This is a genomic window from Akkermansiaceae bacterium, assembly GCA_017798145.1.
Classification (GTDB): domain Bacteria; phylum Verrucomicrobiota; class Verrucomicrobiia; order Verrucomicrobiales; family Akkermansiaceae; genus Luteolibacter.
Genome location: CP059069.1, coordinates 4,245,830 through 4,264,551, shown reverse-complemented (window position 1 = coordinate 4,264,551; position 18,722 = coordinate 4,245,830). Strand labels below are relative to the sequence as shown.

17 protein-coding genes and 1 tRNA gene are annotated in these 18,722 nt (G+C 57.6%); 2 read left to right on the top strand and 16 right to left on the bottom strand.

Translation table 11 applies throughout. From position 1 onward, the window contains the following. Positions 1-80 precede the first annotated feature (80 nt). Positions 81-155, top strand: a tRNA-Val gene (locus HZ994_18220). A 366-nt stretch (positions 156-521) separates the two neighbouring features. On the opposite strand, the gene HZ994_18215 is transcribed toward HZ994_18220, so the two are convergent. Then, the gene (locus HZ994_18215; GenBank protein ID QTN34172.1) at positions 522-1,940 is read right to left on the bottom strand and encodes a hypothetical protein; all 1,419 of its coding nucleotides are present in this window, start codon (positions 1,938-1,940) and stop codon (positions 522-524) included. After that, entirely contained in the window at positions 1,937-3,337 is a 1,401-nt protein-coding gene (locus HZ994_18210) for a hypothetical protein (GenBank protein ID QTN34171.1), read from the bottom strand. The genes HZ994_18215 and HZ994_18210 overlap by 4 nt, the downstream gene beginning before the upstream one ends. Between HZ994_18210 and HZ994_18205 the strand changes: the two genes are divergently transcribed. Next, positions 3,336-3,683, top strand: a complete 348-nt coding sequence (locus HZ994_18205) for a hypothetical protein (protein QTN34170.1) — start codon at positions 3,336-3,338, stop codon at positions 3,681-3,683. The two genes, HZ994_18210 and HZ994_18205, sit on opposite strands and share 2 nt — an antisense overlap. A gap of 36 nt (positions 3,684-3,719) precedes the next feature. On the opposite strand, the gene HZ994_18200 is transcribed toward HZ994_18205, so the two are convergent. The 14 genes from HZ994_18200 to HZ994_18135 form a co-directional block, all read right to left on the bottom strand. After that, positions 3,720-4,064 carry a helix-turn-helix domain-containing protein gene (locus HZ994_18200; GenBank protein ID QTN34169.1) on the bottom strand — a complete coding sequence of 115 codons (345 nt, stop codon included), beginning with the start codon at positions 4,062-4,064 and terminating at the stop codon, positions 3,720-3,722. A gap of 88 nt (positions 4,065-4,152) precedes the next feature. Further along, positions 4,153-4,842, bottom strand: coding sequence for a hypothetical protein (locus HZ994_18195; GenBank protein QTN34168.1), 690 nt, complete (start codon positions 4,840-4,842; stop codon positions 4,153-4,155). Between the two features lie 228 nt (positions 4,843-5,070). After that, on the bottom strand, positions 5,071-5,487 hold the full coding sequence (locus tag HZ994_18190) for a hypothetical protein (protein QTN34167.1): 417 nt from the start codon (positions 5,485-5,487) through the stop codon (positions 5,071-5,073). Positions 5,488-5,502: 15 nt separating this feature from the next. Further along, positions 5,503-6,108, bottom strand: a complete 606-nt coding sequence (locus HZ994_18185) for a hypothetical protein (GenBank protein ID QTN34166.1) — start codon at positions 6,106-6,108, stop codon at positions 5,503-5,505. A gap of 287 nt (positions 6,109-6,395) precedes the next feature. Beyond that, a complete protein-coding gene (locus HZ994_18180) occupies positions 6,396-6,926 on the bottom strand; it encodes a hypothetical protein (protein ID QTN34165.1) in 531 nt (176 codons plus the stop codon). A gap of 60 nt (positions 6,927-6,986) precedes the next feature. Beyond that, positions 6,987-8,039 (bottom strand): DnaB-like helicase C-terminal domain-containing protein, encoded by a 1,053-nt coding sequence (locus HZ994_18175; protein QTN34164.1) that lies wholly within the window; start codon positions 8,037-8,039, stop codon positions 6,987-6,989. Between the two features lie 306 nt (positions 8,040-8,345). After that, positions 8,346-8,495 carry a hypothetical protein gene (locus HZ994_18170; protein QTN34163.1) on the bottom strand — a complete coding sequence of 50 codons (150 nt, stop codon included), beginning with the start codon at positions 8,493-8,495 and terminating at the stop codon, positions 8,346-8,348. Between the two features lie 28 nt (positions 8,496-8,523). After that, the gene (locus tag HZ994_18165) at positions 8,524-8,667 is read right to left on the bottom strand and encodes a hypothetical protein (GenBank protein ID QTN34162.1); all 144 of its coding nucleotides are present in this window, start codon (positions 8,665-8,667) and stop codon (positions 8,524-8,526) included. Between the two features lie 4 nt (positions 8,668-8,671). Next, positions 8,672-8,893 (bottom strand): hypothetical protein, encoded by a 222-nt coding sequence (locus HZ994_18160; protein QTN34161.1) that lies wholly within the window; start codon positions 8,891-8,893, stop codon positions 8,672-8,674. Positions 8,894-9,085: 192 nt separating this feature from the next. Further along, positions 9,086-12,448, bottom strand: coding sequence for a restriction endonuclease (locus HZ994_18155; protein QTN34160.1), 3,363 nt, complete (start codon positions 12,446-12,448; stop codon positions 9,086-9,088). Between the two features lie 12 nt (positions 12,449-12,460). Next, complete coding sequence (locus tag HZ994_18150; protein QTN34159.1) at positions 12,461-13,849, bottom strand: hypothetical protein; 1,389 nt, start codon at positions 13,847-13,849, stop codon at positions 12,461-12,463. A gap of 26 nt (positions 13,850-13,875) precedes the next feature. Then, entirely contained in the window at positions 13,876-14,775 is a 900-nt protein-coding gene (locus HZ994_18145) for an OmpA family protein (GenBank protein ID QTN34158.1), read from the bottom strand. After that, positions 14,775-16,742, bottom strand: coding sequence for an anti-phage defense ZorAB system ZorA (gene zorA, locus HZ994_18140; protein ID QTN34157.1), 1,968 nt, complete (start codon positions 16,740-16,742; stop codon positions 14,775-14,777). The genes HZ994_18145 and zorA overlap by 1 nt, the downstream gene beginning before the upstream one ends. Positions 16,743-16,832: 90 nt before the next feature. Then, positions 16,833-18,674 (bottom strand): DUF262 domain-containing protein, encoded by a 1,842-nt coding sequence (locus HZ994_18135; GenBank protein ID QTN34156.1) that lies wholly within the window; start codon positions 18,672-18,674, stop codon positions 16,833-16,835. Between the last annotated feature and the right edge of the window lie 48 nt (positions 18,675-18,722).

The window sequence follows — 18,722 nt, the reverse complement described above, 5'->3', positions numbered from 1 at the left end:
ACCTCGTTTCCACCGCATATCAATCCACAAATCCGCTTGCCAAAAGCCACCGCAGACATCCATCCTCCCGCCCCGCGAAAGCGCGCTTAGCTCAGCGGTAGAGCACATCCTTCACACGGATGGGGTCGCAGGTTCGAACCCTGCAGCGCGCACCATCTTATCCCATAAGGGTTTGCGATAAAAAAGGCAACTGACTGCACCCTAAATTGCACCCTAATCCAAAATCGCCCAAATGTGGTATTGATGAGGGCATACACCACGGCTTTGGAGGTAGTAGAGGATGCGATCCTGCACCACTGACAAATCCGACACTGTCAGCCCAATGTCGGCAGGCGTCATCGTTGTCGAGTATGTCATGGATCAGCTTTGTGCGCCACAGATTGGCGGGAGCCTTATCCCTGCGAAAAAAATCACACTCCGTCACACTGGCTTCGTTGCGACTGTCACGGCGACAATGATTTACCGGGCCAGCATGGTGAGCCGATGCGTGCGAATCGGGATCGGTGGAGAATCAGCCTGACTTATTCCCTCGCCACCTTGAGCCGCTGTTGAAGCACCTCCCATTCGTTCACGACTGGTGGAAACTCCTCACGCCGATACAGACCCTCCACGAATTCCTGATAGGTCGTGGCTACGACTTCACTGCCCTCTACCCGGAGAAGATTCTCCTCGGAGAGCCGCTGAAGCAACGCGTCACGCTCCAGCTTCTTCATGTGGAAGTTCTTGAGAAGCTCGGTTGTGGTAACCGTCCCCTTGCTGCGCAGCCTGGTGAGTATCTTGATCGCCTTCTCACGGAGCGGCTCGCATTCCGGGCCGAGGTAAAGTCCCCGGCCAGTCCATGAAAGCCCTGCGACGCTGAGCACCATCCCCCGCAGGGCGTGCCCATAGATGTCCCGGACGAGAGCCCCAAGCTCCTCGACCTCTCCACACATCCGTCCCGCGAAGCTCACAATCCGGTCGCAGATGCCGTCCAGTTGATGGATCGCCTGCTGGATGGCGAACGCGTGATCGTAGGGCAGCAACGCCAACCGCTTCCGGAGGGCATTCCGGTAGGTGCGGGTCCACTCCGATGTCGGCAGACGCGGCGACGTAGCCACGGGCGCAATGACCGCGTGCCGCCATGTTTGCGCCAAGGCCTGCAGCGCTGGAGCATTATCCACCTTGAGGGAATCGCACTCCAGGTGCGGCACCAGGAATAGGGGCTGGCCGTATGCCACGATTTCGTTGGCAGTGCGCGCTTGTGGCAGGCTCACCGAGCCGGAAAGTGAGATGCTTTTGCCAACGGGAAAAAGATGGGGGCAGATGCCCTGAGGGAAAACCAGCTTGCCCGGGTGGTGTTGCAGATCATCCAGGAACACTTTGCGATCCTCGTCGCCATTCAGACGCAGGATGATTTGTCCCTCCTCATCGGCAAGCAGCCCGTAGTCCGGGTGCCAGGCCTCCGCATACGGACGGCTGTGCCCGAATCCATGGGCTGTGATCGAGGCTGCATGAAACCGCTCCTCGGCATTCCGCGCCTCTAGCTGACGCATGGGGCTACCTTCCAGCTCACGTCCCATTTGCTGTCGCTTCAGGTAGGCGTTCATCATGGACTGCGGAGCCTGCTCGACGGCCATGTGCATGAAGGGGCCCTGTCGCTGCACGCGGGGCTTGGTGTCCTCCTCGTTGTAGACGAGATCTTTCACGAACGAGTCAATCGGATCGTCCGCCGGTTCCCCGGGGTGGACGAGCAGCAGTGATGGCACCTGAGGCGTGAGCTTGATCCCCTGCAGCTGCCAGAGGCTGAGCACCAAGGCGGTGGTGGCGGCCGTGCGGGTCTTATCGTCCTGCGAGCAACCGTGGATGAACTCGGCAAGCACCCGATGCGGCGGCTCCCCGAGCTGGGTAAGGGTGGCGGGAGGTGTCCACGCAGGTAGGCCGGTAAAGTTGTCAGCGATCATACGTCAATGAAGAGGTTCTCCAGTTCCTGTTTTTGGAGCATCCCTGCCTTGGTGCTCTCCCATTCGTTGCCGATCCTCTGCACCCACCGGGCCGATTGCAACCGGAGCAGCAGTTCATCGCACTGGCTTGCACTGATCCTCAGCGACCGGTAGATGTCGCGCTTCGGCAGCCGGCCTTCACTCAGTCTGATGTGAACCCGCCTTGCTAGTTCCTGCAAACTCTCCCGCTCAGCCGATCCGAGCATCGCAGCCCTCGCGTTGGCCATGCGTAGGATGACCCAGCGTGCCAATGCCTCCACCTCAGAGGGAGCCAATGGGAGTCGCTGGCGGGGCGACGCGTTGGCGAGTTCGATCAGGCCGAAGGAAAGGGTGGCCAGCAGGCTGCGGGCTGTTCCTGTGATACCGGGGAGGCGGCTCTCCATGCCTTCCAGGAACTTCACCCACCGCAGTTGGCTGCGGGTGAGATCAAACGCATGGATCGTCGGGCTGGCGTCGTGGTTGTTCAGCCGCTTTGCAAAAGCAGACGAGAGAGCCTCTCCGAAGCGCCCGGTCATGTTATCCGCACGCACCATGCCTTCACCTGCACCGTCCTCGACGGCATCGGGGCCCAGGTTCCCATCCACCAACCACACCATGCGGTTGTGCCAGGTGGCTTTGCCGGATGAGTTCTGTGCGATCTCACACAACACGGTGCCCGGGTCGGTGATGAGGAAGTTCCCTGCCGCCGTCTCTCCCCACTCGCCGCAGGGGAATGTCCCGTTCAAAAGTGCGTTGCAGGTCTCCGACATGCTGGAGGCGTCGGCGGCTGAGTTCAGCCCAAGGACAACCAGGGGACGGTTGTGGTGGAGTCCGACCAGCTGCTTGTCCAAGTGCCGGGGAGTTTTTGCCGTGACCAAAATCTTCGGGTGGGCTGCGAGGTCTTCGATCCGGGGATTCGGAGGCAGGCCGATGACATCCTTCCATGATTCCACCACGTCCTCGGGAACTAGGGGATCGCTGTGCTCAAGCCGGTAAAGTGCGTTCCCGGAGTAGTTCGCCTTGGGGCCGCTCGGAAACTCGACCGTCCCCAGACCATCCCTCTTCGCATCCGCAATCTTGTCGCCGATCAGCCGCCTGAGCTGTGCCAAGAGGTTGTTCTGGCGGACGGCTGTTTCCGTGATGACATCATCGCGCACAAGGCTCGTGGTCAGTCCTCCGCTGACGAGCAAGCTTGCTCCGACCCGCATCCGTCCCGTCTGCGGTGATCCAATGCCGCTGCCGGTGCGAGCGACGTTGGCCAGAGTGACAGCCATTGTGGCCAGGACGTTGGCGCCGGCGTTGATGTTGCCTTCGCCGAGACTGGTGGCGTTGAAGGTGGTGAGAAGTTGCTTTAGGTGAGAGTGCGATTCTTGATGCATGACCCGTGAGTTTGAGGCTGTTGTCGCTGACACGATCCGTGTCGAGCCATCATCGGCCATTGTAACTCACAAGCATCGCTGGAGAAGCATTTTAATAGATGTGAATTTTTGTATTTTCCATGTGGGTGAAAGGATGCTCCTCACCCAACAACCGCTATCCGCGAAGCTCCAGGTGGCGGGTTGGGATCTCACGCGCGGAGGTCTGTCGAAGATCGAGGCTCGTTTGCGGCGGGTCAACGACGCCGAGTTGCTGGTGCTTGCCAAGGTGCTGCAGTGTGGCGTGTCCGACCTCTATCCGGGCAAGCCCGGAGACCTGGCGCATTTGCTCAGGCAGTCTCGCGGATGAGGGTTAACTCTTACCTTGTGCGCCTCGAACAAACCTTCAAATGACCGACGGAAAGTCGTCATCATTTTCATCCCGGACTCCGGCGGTGATCCTGCGAGCCTCGGCGATTGCGTCGGCGGCAGTGGAAAGGAGATCCAGCAGAGCCCGTTGCTGTTGATCCGCCTCGCGTCTGGTGCCGACCACGTAGCGTTCGATGAAGGCATCAAGGCTCGGCCTGTTGATGAGTCGCCTGCCGCGACTGTTGCCGGGAAGAACGATGTTGGCCGAGACGATGTGGCCTTCACGTATGTAAGTCCAGATGGTGCCATCGGACAGTCCTGAGTATTTCGTGGCTCCTTCAATGGTGAGCCACTGGGGTGCGATTTGCTGGTATGGTTTCATGGACACCGAACATGCCTTGCGGAGGTGTCCAGCCGGATAAAAAAAGCCATGCCCCGGAGCCCCACGGTCAGGGACTCCGGGAATGACATCATCTCTTCGATTGGGGCGACGCATCCGATCCCCTGGCCACATGGCAAAGGTGCCGCTCGCGCGACATCCGCAAGTCGGACTCCCAGCCGGGTCTCACTCCATCGAGCAAACGACGGATCACATCCTCTCCGAAGAACTCGATCAGGTCGGAGGCGATGCGGCGTTTCAGCACTAGGGCGGCACTGTCCTTGAGACCGCAGCGTTTGCCAGCCTCACGCATGGTGCCTCCTTCCACCAACACAAGGATGGCGGTGCGGTGGCGTGGCGGGTGCGAGGCAAGGAAGCTCTCCCAGTCGACGTTGCGCGCGGCTTCCTCGGCTGGGTCGGGTTCCTGGCCCTGATAGTGATAGGGCGTGATGACATCGTGCAGGGTTCCGGAATCCCCGGTCTCGAACTCGACTTCATCATCCAGCCATTCGTGACGCGCCTTGCCATCGATCTGGCATCCGGGCGAGAACACGTCGCTGCGGCCGGTGTAGTAGCTGCGGCGTCCGCTTCTCGCGGCCTTGGTGGCGTAATACGCCATGTTTCCGGCAGTGAACTTGCGGCCCGCCTGCTCCGCCGAGTCCATCATCCGAGCCGCCATCAAGGTGGCGTCCTGGACGATTTCCTCGTCGTCTTCATGTCCGACCTTCGGGATCGTGTGGACGGATTTCTTGAGGCGTGGCACAACTTCGTGAACTAACATTTCTTCCATCATTGGGCTCATCTTGGGGTTTCCTTTCGGTTTGTTGTTGAAAGGCAAACGACACGACGGCCCCCACCCGGGAGCCTGCCGTGGCGATTGCCAGGTGGCTCCCGTGTCCGCGTGTGAAACGCGGATGCGGGGAGAGGGGTTGAAATACAGAAAAGGCGGCTCCCGGTGAGGGAGCCGCCTTGATGCGGTGGATGGTGGATGCGGTCTGGGAAGCACCTCCTACGTGGAGGACTCCGCCTCGAACTCTTCCATGGTGAGCCCCTTGCGGCGGACATGCAGCCGGATGCATGCCTCGACGGAGCGCTCCAGCTCATCGTAGGAATGGACCCTTCGCAGACCCTCCGGGGTGTTGTGGAGGAGATCGTCGAGGATTTCCGGGTCTTTCAGCAACGCGAGCGGGACGCAATCGTGGTCGGGGATTTCTTCGCAATTCGGCATCATGGTGACCCGCACCGGTGCTTCCACCTGAGAGCCGCAGAAGCAGCATTGCGCCCGGTTGAGACGCTTTATGCAGAAGTGGGCGAAGTCGTTATCGGATTCGATTACGGACATGACGTCGATCGGGATCGATGCCTCGCAGTTCGGGCACGGGTGCCACTGTCGCGAAATGTTGGAGGGAGGGATGAGCAGGTTCATGGGGTGGCTTGGTGGCTATTTCATTCTCGCGATCCAACGGCTGCTGCGCTTCTCGGAGGTCTCGACCGGGTATCTGTCGGACACCCAGGCGGCGAGTCCGGTGTGGACCTGGATGACGCTTTCGCGGCGGTCGCGGCGTGTCCTGACTACCTCCCACGGAATCCACCTTTTGCTGAACAGGGGGAGGCCTGTGGCATTGAGGATGAGAACGTCATCGGGCGAGCAGCCGGCGACAACGATCCAGTGGGTGGAGTCGGCCTCCTGCCCCGGCATCTGGACGGTCGTGATGATCATGTCGCCCTGGCGGATCGCCTCACTGACGTTGGCGGCGTTCAACGACCGCTTTATGGTTGTCTTGAATCCCAGCTCGTGGAGCGCACGGCGAACCCGCCGGGTGGGTGTGCCGCCGCATGGCTGGGGATTGGTGTATCGGAGCGTCGTGAACCAGTGTTTGGGCTTCAGATAATTCGTGTAGGCACGGATCACGGTGGCAACGGCGGCGGCTCCGCAGCTGTAACTGTCGAGCTGATGGAAGCCGCAGACTTTCTCGATCACCACCGAACGGCGGCGCGAGCCGGTTGTCCAAAGGTCGGGGACGGGTGCTTGGATGGGTTCGTACATGGTTTTGAAATGGTGAGGATTGGCCTCGGCTATGAGGCGGGATGATAGGTGAACCAGCCGCCCGGCGGGAGCAGAAAAGCTCCCACCGGGCGAATGGATGGCGTTGAGGGAAGATACCTACGGTTTCTCTCAATACCTAATGACACCGGGCTGGATGGAATTCCGCTCGGGCATCACGGTTGCGGGGCGAGATTGCGACAGACGTTCTGCTATACGGGGTCGGTCGGCTAGTCGAACACGACCTCTTCAGCAGAAGCGGCGCCATTAAAAGCTCTTTACACCGGACTTCACTCCTGATTTCTCCTATGAACCTCGATTACGCGGAAAGATCGACCATTTACAGACAGGCTCGAGTCGAGCCCAAGCTTTACTTTTCTTTGCATTATGGTTTCAGCGAGCGGAGCCTCATGACCGATACGACGATCATCCCATGAAGTTCTGCCGCGTACTATGGTAAAAGAAAATGAATAACTCTCGTCGTCGAATTTGATTTTCACTACATCGCCAATTTCGATTTTCACTTCGTCGCCAGCGTTGAATACGCGCGGATTTGATTTTTGAGGCGTGCTTTTTTGGGCATCAGAAATCGTCGATTTAGAAACAGAAATCTTTACTCTATTATCACTGGCATAGAAACGTCCCCTCTCTGTTAAAGACCATGAATAGTCGTATGAGCTAAATTGCGTCAATCCGCGCTCTTTCAGCCGATAAAGCTCGCTACTAATAAGGTCTTTATCCAGCAAAAGTGAGGAAGAAATCAACTCGGCAGACGCCTCCTTGTTTGCCAAAAAAAAGCTCAAAATTTTCAAAGAAGACATAATAAATAAAAATACTAGAAGTTTTTTCTGACACGGCTCAGATCATGTTTTTACTAGCATTCAACCGCCTTCCCACGGAAAATTCTTTTCGCTTTTGTAGTTCCTCCATGCCCGGATCATCTCCTGTTCCTCGTTTGGAACGACCGGGCCTTCTTCAAAGCGTTGGATTTCCTTGGTCAGGAAGAGCCTGATGGCACCAGGAGGACCGTTGTTGTTTTTAGCGACCAGCAACTCAACACATTCCTCGTCCGTGATCGGAGGTTCCCTGTGAAGCAGTCCGATGAAGTCGGCTTCGTGTTCGATGGCACCCGCCTCCCTAATGTCACCGATTCTTGGCAAGCGTCCCTCAGCCCGGCGTTTTAGATGGGCGCTCACGAGAATGGGCAATCCCAATTCCAGGGCGAGGTTTCTGATTTCGTGTATTACCCTAACCGTTTCACGCTTGCGGGAGGTTTCGGACGGAGTGGATTCCGACCGGATCAAATGGAGGTGGTCGATCACAATGAACCCAAGGCCAGCTTCGGCACGTGCATCACGAGCTTTGGCTGCGATCGCCTCAATGGTCAGGTCCCGTATGCCGTCCAGAATCAGTCCCGAGCCAGCCAGTTCATGCGCGGATTTCTGGATGCGCATTAGGTCGCCTTTGTTAGGAGTGTATGCGGGATCGGTAAGCGCGTGGAGAGGCGCCATGGCCCGGTTGAAGACCAGTCTGTCGATAACCTCAGGGACAGAGAGGTCGCCGGTGAAGAAAAGGGATGGGATCTGCTGCTTCAGACACACCTCTGCCAGAATCTGCAGGAGCAGGGAGGTCTTGCCCATGGAGGGACGTGCCGCGATCAAATAGACCCTGCCGGGTTCCAAACCGTTGCTCATTTCGTCCAATAGACTGAGGCCAGTGGACAGCCCACGGGATGCAACATCGCAAAAAAGAAGCCCCTGGCATCGCTCCAGAGCATTTTGCACGAGGGATTTGACATCTGTGGCCTCGGGCGCGTCTGAGACTGTATTGGCCGCCGGGTGCTTGCTGGAATTTTCAGCCAATGCCGGGTCAAGAGCCGTTTCATCACCAGCGGGTTCTTGGTCAGTCGCATGCTCTTGGATTGATTGGCTCATGGCATTGCGGTTATGTTGATCCGAGAGCCGTTGGGCGGCAAGGTGAAAGCAGGTTACGGATGGAAATGGGAGCGCTGTGATTTGAGAAAGCATGGTGGCGGAGATGACTAGCAAATCAGGCTACAATTGCTGCTGAGCTAAAAACCAAACAACCCGCCGGGCCACGCGGACCCGGCGGGTGTGGTGAATGCGTTTTGCGGTTGATTGCGCCGCGTGTTTCCGATGGAGGTCAGGAGAATGGAAAGACCCGCTCCGGACAGTGCCGGGGCGGGTCTTGTGTGAGGTGCGTTGCTATTGCCGTGGCGGTTACACCCTCGGCGGGGTCGCCAGTTTCACGAGCACGGTGATGACCACCGCGCCGATCAGTATGGGCAGCCAAAAGTCCGAAAAGATCGAACAGCACAAGGCGGCGATGGAGATCCAGGCGAACGCTTTCAGGTATGGGATGGGATTCATGAGTAGGAATGGGTTGTCCTGCTCTGGATCACCTGAGACGCACCATTTCGTAGAACAGGAAGGGCACTACCGCGAAGTAGAGACCCGCCCAGAACGATTCGGTGATGGAGCCGATGATCCAGGTCAGCAGGAGGATGATGATGAGCCGGAAGAGGAAGCCGCGAAGACTCATGGTTTCAGCGGATCATCTTGCCGAGGACGGACACGACGGCTCCCCCGAGAAGGGAGAAGCCGATGATCTTCAGCCCGTCGCCGACGGGCTTCGTGTCGGTGACCGGGATCGGTGGTGGCTTGGGCGTCGGCTCCGAGCAGGATGCAAGCGCGAGCACCAAGGCGAACCCCGCGAGCGGGATCAGAAACCATTTCCGGTTTGGGAAACGGCGTTGGGATCGCAGCATGGGCTGACAGGGATGAGAGATGTGTCTGTGTAGGTGTGGAATCATTTGGGATGTCGGCTAGGTGTGGAACGAAGAAGCCCGCCGAGGCACAGGGCCGGGCGGGCTTCTTGAGGTTGGATGATGTCAGGCAGGTGCCTTGGTCATTCTATAATGACACGGTCACGTCAGGTATTTCGGGCTACCTACGAATCATCAGATCGATTCTCGATGCGCGTTCCTTGAAATTATCTCGGCCATGGTCACTGAAACTCTTTTCAAGTTCTCTTCCAACCATGACTGACCTTGTGCATCCGTCTTGTAGAGTTTGGCCGCCTTGATAGTTCTACGGGAAAAGTGCTTGGCGTTTGTATGAAGCCGCTTCACTGGGAACCGCTGATTCATGGCATTCTCAAAAAATGGTTCCGCTCCCTTCAGCTCCCGAATGGCGGCTTCGCTGTCGAGCTTTGATGCAGCAGTGGTTTTGACCTGAATGAGGATGTTTCCTTCGGTCTTGTGTCCGAGAATCAATACGTCAGCCCCATGGTCTCGTCCCCGAGGAGTCAGGATCACCCTTTCGGCGTCCCGCTCGTAAAGGCATGCAATCAATGCCTCGAAATGGTCCCAAGAGAGCTTCACGGCATCGGCAATACCAATCGGGCGGCTTCTGTGATCACCATTGGCTTCTGCATTGCCGAAGATCTCGCCGAAAAGTTCTTCCTGGCCGACTGCTTGCGTTGGGATCAGTCCCAGCGAGCCTGCGAGCTGCTTCTTCTGGTCGATGAGCCGATGTAAGCCGGTATCAAAAGTAGTGATTGGGCGCGACGGGTGCTCCAGCAGGGGGAGATACACGCGGACATCACGCTTTTGACCGATCCGGTAGGCGCGGTCGGTGGCTTGGTCTTCTTTCGCGGGATTCCAGTGGCGTTCGAGGTGGATGACATGGTTCGCGGCCGTGATGTTGAGCCCGGCTCCTGCCGCGATGGGGGAAAGAACGCAGATACCAAAGCCGGGGGCCTTTGAAAACTCCTCGATCAGGCCGAGCCGGGTCTCGTTAGAACGGCCGCTCGCGACAGCTTTCGTGTCCCCGTTGATGACCGAGATCTTGACCCCGTAGATGATCGATAGATGCCGGCGGAGCAGCTCTTGGAACTTTTTTTGAACCGCAAAAAGAAGGACTTTCTCCCCATCACCTCGAATCGTGTCCAGTTGTTCCAAGAGCCACCTGAGTTTTCCTGATTTGCCAAAATAGGCGCGGCTCTCAGTCTCGCTTGAAGCCGGTGTGCCGGCAGCGTCTCCCGACAAGTCCGGATGCAGGCTGACTCGACGGAGTTCCCACATTGATGCCAACCATTGGTTGGTTTTCCTTGTGCCCTCTTCAAGGTCAGCTGCTGCGTTCGCGCAGCGGAGAATCTCATCGTAGATCTCCGCTTGCTCGTTCGTCATCGGGATTCTAACCGGCAAGATCGCCTTGCTTGGGAGACCTTCCAGGGCCTCTTCCTTGGTGCGGCGCAGGATCAGGGTATCGAGGTGTTTTCTCAAGGACTCACCGATCTCCTGCATCCTCGACGGGTCTTGTCGGATCGGGTGAATCCAACGGGATCGAAAGTCCTTGAATGACCCGAGTGCACCGGGTTCGACCGTATCCATGAGGCACCAGAGGTCACCCAGGTGGTTCTCTACCGGTGTCCCACTGAGGGCCACCCGAAAGAACCCCTTCATGGCTTTTGCAGCAATGGTCTGCAGAGCGTTGGGATTCTTAACGTTCTGAGCCTCATCGAGGATGACGGCGCTCCAGTTGCAGCCAGCAAAGGAGAAACGATGGTCACGCAGAGTGGTGTAAGTCGTGAGAACCACGGTTCCCGGCATGTCGAGACTCTGTTCATCACCGTTGCCAAAGGTGAGGCCATACTGCTCTACTTTGCCGCTTTCTCCGTTCAGCCCAGGACGCACAACATCTTTGCCGTTAGGGATTGCATGAAATCGACCGAGCTCCGCCGCCGGGATTGCCTGAACGACCCTGCTGAATGGCGAAAGAGCATCGCCGAAGGTCTTGGCTATCTCGCCGGCCCAGTTCTCGACCAACGACAGCGGACAGACGATCAGGCATGCGGGTGCGGGTTGTCCGACTTTCTCTCGCCACGCCAGAAACCATTCCCTGAGGAAGACGAGGGTGGAGAGCGATTTGCCTAAGCCCATGTCATCGGCGAATAGGGCTCCGGCTCCCCAGTATTTCTGCTCCTCAGACCATCGCTGAGGCTTTCCGCATCTCTCTGCATGAAGCCCGAGCCACTGGACAGCATCCTTCTGGTGGGGGAAGGGGGACCTCGGATAGATCGTGTAGTCAGGCTTGATACTGATCACTCCCTCTTCAGCTTCACCATTCGTGCGCAGCCCCCACCTCAACTCTTCGTCGTTCGATTCGATAATCGGCACCTGTCGGTTCGGATCGACGTCGTCTTCGATCGTCTCAGAATCTTTGGGAGGAGCATCCTCATTAGATTCATCAGAAGGCTTCCGCTCCTTCTCCGGTTCAGGCTTCTTGTCGAACCAGTCGATCTTTTCCCCCAACTCACCGGCCGCCCCCAGGTAACCTCCGGCCCACTCACCGATGCCGATCACCCGGGGCAGGAACTCCACCTCACCATGGACGAACTGGTGGTCTGCAAGCCACTTGGCCGGATCCTTGCGGAAATTCGCCGCCTCCCGTGGTGGAACCCTCCTTGATCGCGCGACGGATCGGGCCTGCTCGGTTTGGTTCGGGTCAAGAAGCACCAAGGTGTTCCCGATGCGAAGGATTGCCTCTTCCCCATCGGCATCGAGTTGGGCCACTCTGGTCGCGATCTTGCCGACATAGTTGCGGAGAATCGCTGCCGGATCATTCCCCTTCTTGTCTGCCTCACCGAGTAAGCGCCCGAGTTCCTCAGTGATTGGCACCGGGGTCAGTAGAATCGATCCGTCCTTTTGGTCCCTAGCGTCGACAGTCACTTCCACCGCTGTCGTAATCTCGATCTTGCCGGCGGACGAGGCATCAGCCCGGCACCCGCGGCTCGCTGCATCGGTGAGCACATGAATGAGCCGGAGATGGTCTACCTCAGACTTCGCCTCCAAGGACTGCCATTGTCTGTAGCCAGCCAAGCAGGCGTAGGTCTCAGGATCGGGAAGATACCGTTCCTCTCCCACTTCGAGGATGGCACCTCGCAAACTCCAAGAGTCGATCCGATGTCCCAATGGATCAACGATCCTAAGCTTCGCTGCGAAATCACAAAGGTTCGGAACGCTGTGGGTCTCCAGGATCAATGAACCGGGCCATGCAGTTGGAAGCCCGAAACACTCCCGGGTTCCGGCGTCCAGGCGAACCGCATCCTCCCCGGGCAAATACACGCCCCCTCGCGTCTCCTGCACGGATGCCTCCCCAGATTCCAGGAGTTGCTGGAATCGCCCGTAGGCATCGGCAAGCCGTCCCTTTGCCAACCCCAGACTAACCTTATCAAAATCCTTCTTATGCTTGAAAAAAACAGCGATGCCTTGGTCGTCGTATGACCACCCAAGTGGAATTGTTTCGCGGAAAATAGCCATTTTGTGCGGAGTTCAAAGGCCGTGCCACTCGATGTGGCGCTGGCGTAGCTGATAGTCGAAATCCCACAGCCAATCACCCGTGTGATGGCGCTGGAAGATGTGGCATTTGTATTCTGAAATTCTGAAACAGCTGTCGTCGAAATACCGACCTGGATTTGCGCTCCAAAGGGTTGGGATCGGAAAAGATTCACCTCCTAGAAAGCCTCGCAGCGCGAAGCTGTGCGTGCCCTCGATCAAATAGACGTCGTCGGTACATCGCAGACAAACGAAACTGGTGAGTTCCCGTCCCCCGCTCGTCCTGAGAGGCCTCAAAGTTTCGATCATCTTCGGAGTCAAACGATCATAGGTCAAAACGTCGACGATCAACCGCGCATCGATAACCTTTCCCAGATCGAAGATTTTGAGCAGCATCTTAGCCCGTTTCTCAAATGGCTCGCCGGCAGCGGTCCCTCCCAAGCTCTTCCTCAAGAGTTCGATAAACTGCCGAAGCGTGAGTTCGGTAAGTGCCCGAAGTGCAACGTTTTTTTGCCGTTGTCCGGCCCATCCCCACCAACGGGACTGCTCAGCCGGATCTGGCAAACGGGGATCACACGAGTAGGTCACAATCTTCTCCTTCCACCCTGATGGCACTTTCTCACTGAACTCGGAGATCGACCGATCGATCAGGATCCGGATGACCTCCGCTCCCAATGGATAGCCCGACCGCATTCGGCGCTCCTTGGATTCAAGCACCAGAGTATCGAGTTCCTCATTGATTTCATCCGGGGAGGTGTCCCTGATCCGCGCCACGATCATCTCCTCAAAGAGCCGTTCGCGGAACTCGCTTTCGATCGGCACTCCAAATCGCGCAGCCAAGTCCTTGATTGACTCGCCCACGCCTCTCTGTTTGGCAATCTTGCTTGGAGCATCGGCGACAAAGAGTAAATCGGCATGCCTCTGGTAGGCTCTGGACGCGTCGTCGAACAATCGGTCTTCCGGCTCGATTCTCCAAGAGGCACCTAGCCGGTCCGCAAGGAATCCCAGCGCCCCGATCCGATCTTCCCCGTAGTGGGCGAAGTAAAGTTGGGTCGCCTGCCTGCGCAAATGCTTTTTGAGGTTCTGTGTCCAATTACCAAGGATTGACGTTGCGATTTCCTCGTCGAAGGGCGGCAAAAGTTGCCGGGTTTCGTCATCGCCCAGATCCATCAAATACAGCGACAGCAACTGGGATTCTCGCCGTGGAATCGCAGTGTAATCGTCAAACTTATTCCCTGCATTGTAGCCAGCCTTCACTCGCCTCCGCAATTCGGCGACCTGATCCGGCGTTTCAAGTGAACCTTGCTCGCTGAGGTGACTGGTGATGCGGTCGAGGATCCTGATCCGCTTCTCCAGCTGAGGAATGCTTAGCTTGGGCTCTTTCAAGGGTTTCAAATTGAGATCAAACGCACTCATTCCAATCCCTCCAGCTTGTCGATTAGCTCATCGGTTTTTGATCGCATCCGCTGGAGCTTCTCCTTGAGACCGGTGAGGTCTTTCTTTTCCTGAGACGCCAAGGTAAACCGGATGTCGATGCGTCGATCCGCCGGGTTCCCCGGGTCATCGTCCGCGAGTTCCTCAGGCCGGGGCATTCCGGTCGGGCGGGTCTCCGCGTATCCGCTGGTCGAAATCAACGGGCGCTCTCCGTTCCCGTTGTCTTGAGCCAAGGACTTGAGCGCCTTTAGTTCCGCGTAGCTCCCAGGTTCCTCAGTCCAGTATAGCCAGAGTGAAATCGCCCGGTAGGTGCTGAGTCCCCAGTTGCCCATCTCTCGCCGATTCGGAACGGCATCCGTGTGGCCTTCAATGAAAACCGTATCCAAGATGCGCCTGTTGGCCTCAGCTTTCAGAGCCTTTACGAGGGCCGCACCGATCAGGTCTGCGGCCGGGCGATAACGCTCCTGAACCTCAAAACGATTGAGCCCGAATGACAGTGCCTTCTCGGGGATGCGGAGCACCGTGCCATTCTCAGTCACCAGCACTTCTATTCCCTGCTCCTTCAAGTCCTTCTGGATCTCTTCGAGCATCCCTTCCAGGCTTTTCTCCCGGAGCCCGACGCCTTCGAGAGCGCTGGCCACGGCCTGCTGCGTCTCCTGAATCTCGGCAAGGCTCTCTCGGAGCTCAATTAACGAAAGCCTTACCTTCTGCCTGTCTTCTTCCAGTTCCTTCTGCTTCAGGTGAAGCTGGATCATCATCACCACCAGAGCTAGAATGAAGATGGCCAGCAGACTCGCCATGAGGTCGGAAAAGGAGAGAAGGAACGGATTTTCCTCATCGCCATTTCGCTTCTCGCTCTCTGGTGGTCTGCGGAACATCAGTTGTTCATTTCGTTAGTCAGGTCGGTGACGGCTCCCTCAAGGATCTGAACCTGGGCCGAGAACTTGCTCAGCGATTCGTTCACCGCCCGAGTCCAAAGCTCCATGTGGTTCCGGGTGTTGCCTTCGACGGACTCGCCATACTGATCCAGGATGTCCTGAAGTCGGTCTCGCATCGCGGTCAGGCCCAGTTCGACACCCTGAATCCACTGCTTCTGGTGCTCCACGAGCTCCCGATAAACATCACGTGCCGCATCCGCTCCCTCCTTGATCTTGGAACTCGCGGTTTCCAGCGTCCCTGACAAGCCCTCCAAGGATCCCGGGATCGGCTCCAATTTCTCCGCAGCGCGCTCTCCCGCCGCCGCAGCTTTCTCCGATGCATTTGCGGCCGCCACTTGCTTCTCCGATGCCGAGCTGATGTTTGCCGACAGCTGCCCAAGTGCCGATCCAGCCTTCTCCAGGCTCACTGCCGAAGTGCTCAGGCTCGTAGCCAGCGTTTCGATCTGGGCAAACTTCGTTGCTGCCTCCGCGACCGTATTTGCAAGGACTTCGGTCTGTTGCAGCAGCAGACTCGACCGCTTCTCATCACGAACCGCTTGCTCTTCCGCCTGTCCGCCTAAAATTTCCGGGGTCTTGCTAAGTATCTCTTTCAGTTCGAGCAGAGGTTGGCCGAGCGAGGCGATGATCTGGGCTCCAGAGGCAACGGCCTCCTGCACCTCGGGCAACTTGTCCCCGATCTTATCCAGTTTGTCAGCGACCAGCTCGTTCTTGGAGGCAGCCTTCTCCTGGGCGCCAGCAGCCTCTGCATTTTTCTCGGCGGAAAGGGTGAATGTCTCGCGCATGGAACTCAGCTCGGTTGCCGCCTTTTGCAGGTTTGCGGCTCCCTCCTGCAGTCCCTTTACGACTTCCTCGTGCGCCGTGAGACGTTCGACCGCCTGGGTCATTGCTGTCTGGGATGACTTAACGGTCGAGTCCACGCCATTGAGGAGAGTGTCGAACCCCGAAATTGTGGACGAAAGTTTTTCGCTGGCAGCACCAAATTCCGTTTTGAAACCGTCTGACATCCCAGTGACTGCTTGTTGCAGGTTGGCGAGTTCATCAGTCAGCGCTTTCGACATCAGATCCGCGCTCATCTTGCCAAGATCCTGTGCCTGGCCTCCGAGAGCTTCCTTGACCGCTTCGGTGATCCCTTCGCCAATCCGGTTGATCGCTTTCTGCATCTGCTCGCCGATTGCCACCGCCAGCCCCTTGAGGATCTCTTCCTGCTGGGATGAGGAACGGTGCAGGGCGATCATGCTCTCTTCCGGGGTGTAGCGGGGTGCCAGGGAATCGAAAGCGGTTTGCACGCTCCGGATGCGACGCACGGCAAACCATTCGAGGATCTTTTCGACGAGGGTGAACAGGATGCTGCAAGTCACACCCCAGACCGAGGTCACGAAGGCAGTGGAACTTCCCTTGATGAGCGGAGAGATGCTCTTGTCCAGGTCTTCGATGTTTTCCGATCCGAGATCGAGCCCTCCGATTCCCATTGCCAGGCCGACGAAGGTGCCGAGCACCCCGAGTCCAGTCAGGATGGCCGGAGTCGCCATCAGCAGGCGGCTGCCGACGATTCCCTGACCCATGCTTGCGGTGTTGAATACTTCGGACGCGGGGCCGCACCTCTTTAGATCTCTTTCGAGCGGCGCGCCCGCACGCGGCACTTCCACCAGCATGTCGTTGAAATCCGATGCCAACCTGCATCCCTTGCGTTGGCTCCACCCTGAGCGCGTTTGTGACAGCGCACCGTTGGATCCGAGTTTCTTTGCCAGCCGGAGGTATCGTCCTGTCCTTATCCCGACCTCGATCGTTCTCCAGATGGCCCATGTGATGAGAATCAACCCAATGCCAACGATGCCAACGACCCAGAAGTCCGTCAGGTCGCGGAGGTCATCGATGGGCCATTTCCATTCGCTCCAGTGGCGGGGCACCAGGGAATCCCAGCGTAGGGGTGTGTCTTGGGTCGGCATTGTTTATCTTCCTGGAACGTGGATTGGTGACTTTTCTAACGATCTGGCGGCTTACTTCCAGATGATTCCGATGAGCTGGAACAATAGTTTATGCCTCGCCTCCAACTCGTCAGGGCCGAACTTGTCCAAAGGCTGGAGGTCGAGTTGGTGCTCCTTCTTCAACGCGGTCATGTCGAGCTTCGACTTGTAGCTGTCCGCACGCAGTGTCTCGTTCCAGTAAAGGGTGTTCGCGTAGGATTTGAGCTTTTTATGATAAGCCTCGTTGTTGCTGGAGATGTTGTCCTTGCCCTTGAGCAGGAGGATGCCGCCGAGGCGGTTGCGCTCTTGCTCGAAGCGTTCCTCGTCGCCGTCGAAGAGCGCCTTGTTCTCAGCGTTCCATGAAAGGATGTGCTCCACATGGAAACCGGTCTTGACCCCGGTCTTGGTGACCAAGTCGGCGATGGGGTGTTTGAGGTTGAGGTTCATGCCGTTGGCAAGGAACTCATCTATCCGGGCGAAGAAGTAGCGTTTGAAGCGGGTATTGAGGTTGATGCCCGTCTGCTTGAATGCAGCGTAGCTGAGCGGCTCGGCCTCGTTTACGTTACGGCGCGAGGCGATGGCGGAGGTCAGCTCGGCATCGAAGGCGGCGCGGAACGTCCCGGCATCTTGCTCGCGAATGGCGGCGGCGATGCGGACGAGCGAATCAGCGAACTCGTTGCTGTCATAGGCGCTCTGGAGTTGGAGCAGGGCAAAATAGCGATCCACCTCTGCGGTGGCGGCGCGGATCTTCTCGTCCTCATCGGGATCATCCCGGAGACAGGCGGCCAGCACGAGCAGAAACGGGGCATCGAGGTCGAGCAGGTAGTTGTAATAGACCCCGCGAAACTCCTGCTGGTCGGTGTTGTAGGCGGTGCGGAGTTTTATGAATAGGTTCGAGTAGTAGGTGAAATCGCCCTTGAGGAAGGCTTTCACTTTCGCCGGGTTGTGCAGCAGGCCGAGCTTCTCGTCCATCTCAGTGGTGAACATGGCGCGATGGTAATCTCCGTCGAACTTGGTGCCCTCTCGGCGGGTGTCGGCATACTTGGCCTTCAGGTAGAAGCGGAAGAACACGTCCAGCTCGTCCTCCTTGAAGGCATTGATCGCGCCAGCCTGCGTTTCCCACAGCTCGTTGTAGTGATCCTTGTCGAGTTCGATCTTGTCAATCTGCCCGAGCAGCTTGCCTTTCAGGATCTCATACGGGCGGAGCTTCACCCCGCGGTCGTTGATGACCTCGAAGACCATCGAGACGTCGGTTTGCTCCACGGCCAGGTTGATCAGCACCAGCCGGTAGAGGAAATAGAAGGTGAAGGTCTCGAAGCTGTGCCGGTCGGTGAGCTTCTTGTCGATGAAGGTGCTGATGGTGGCGTAGTTCTTCACCATGTTCTCTGCGGTGATGCCGCTGGAGATGTCGATCTCCTTCGCGTCCTTGCCGTCGAACAATCCTTGCTGCGCTTTTTGGTGTCCGATGTGGTTCATCCAGAAGTGGCGGTCGAAGCCCTGCTGGCCGCCGATCTTGGTCTCAAGCCACCCTTGAAGCGGGGACTGGTGCTGGATGGCCAGATGCCGCAGCTTGATGAGCATGAGAGAGAGGGTGGTGAGTCGCTGCTGGCCATCCACGACGTAGGTGCGCCCGCTGACGACGTTGGTCACGTAGGTGTTGAGGTAATACCAGGGATAGTGGGCGGTGATGGTTTCCTGCGAGGGATCGCGGTCGGCGGTGCGGGCGTATTGCTCTGTGAATTTGAAGAACACGTCGTCCAGCAGTCGGAGCACCGGTTCGTCCGTCCAACGATAGTCGCGCTGGTAGAAGTCGATGTAGTAGGCGGTGTTTGAAAAGACGCGGTCGATGTTCTGTTTGTCGGGGGAAATGTCCATTTTCGGTAATTTGTTGCTGATCTTGAGAATCTGTTTGGGGGCTGGGAT

What these genes read in the sequence shown, in the direction of transcription:
- HZ994_18215 (QTN34172.1), bottom strand. Translation starts at nt 1,940, where the DNA reads ATGATCGCTGACAACTTTACCGGCCTACCTGCGTGGACACCTCCCGCC.
- HZ994_18180 (QTN34165.1), bottom strand. Translation starts at nt 6,926, where the DNA reads ATGTCTTCTTTGAAAATTTTGAGCTTTTTTTTGGCAAACAAGGAGGCG.
- HZ994_18160 (QTN34161.1), bottom strand. Translation starts at nt 8,893, where the DNA reads ATGCTGCGATCCCAACGCCGTTTCCCAAACCGGAAATGGTTTCTGATC.
- HZ994_18190 (QTN34167.1), bottom strand. Translation starts at nt 5,487, where the DNA reads ATGAACCTGCTCATCCCTCCCTCCAACATTTCGCGACAGTGGCACCCG.
- HZ994_18165 (QTN34162.1), bottom strand. Translation starts at nt 8,667, where the DNA reads ATGAGTCTTCGCGGCTTCCTCTTCCGGCTCATCATCATCCTCCTGCTG.
- HZ994_18210 (QTN34171.1), bottom strand. Translation starts at nt 3,337, where the DNA reads ATGCATCAAGAATCGCACTCTCACCTAAAGCAACTTCTCACCACCTTC.
- HZ994_18135 (QTN34156.1), bottom strand. Translation starts at nt 18,674, where the DNA reads ATGGACATTTCCCCCGACAAACAGAACATCGACCGCGTCTTTTCAAAC.
- HZ994_18195 (QTN34168.1), bottom strand. Translation starts at nt 4,842, where the DNA reads ATGTTAGTTCACGAAGTTGTGCCACGCCTCAAGAAATCCGTCCACACG.
- HZ994_18175 (QTN34164.1), bottom strand. Translation starts at nt 8,039, where the DNA reads ATGAGCCAATCAATCCAAGAGCATGCGACTGACCAAGAACCCGCTGGT.
- HZ994_18185 (QTN34166.1), bottom strand. Translation starts at nt 6,108, where the DNA reads ATGTACGAACCCATCCAAGCACCCGTCCCCGACCTTTGGACAACCGGC.
- HZ994_18170 (QTN34163.1), bottom strand. Translation starts at nt 8,495, where the DNA reads ATGAATCCCATCCCATACCTGAAAGCGTTCGCCTGGATCTCCATCGCC.
- HZ994_18205 (QTN34170.1), top strand. Translation starts at nt 3,336, where the DNA reads ATGACCCGTGAGTTTGAGGCTGTTGTCGCTGACACGATCCGTGTCGAG.
- HZ994_18200 (QTN34169.1), bottom strand. Translation starts at nt 4,064, where the DNA reads ATGAAACCATACCAGCAAATCGCACCCCAGTGGCTCACCATTGAAGGA.
- HZ994_18145 (QTN34158.1), bottom strand. Translation starts at nt 14,775, where the DNA reads ATGTTCCGCAGACCACCAGAGAGCGAGAAGCGAAATGGCGATGAGGAA.
- HZ994_18155 (QTN34160.1), bottom strand. Translation starts at nt 12,448, where the DNA reads ATGGCTATTTTCCGCGAAACAATTCCACTTGGGTGGTCATACGACGAC.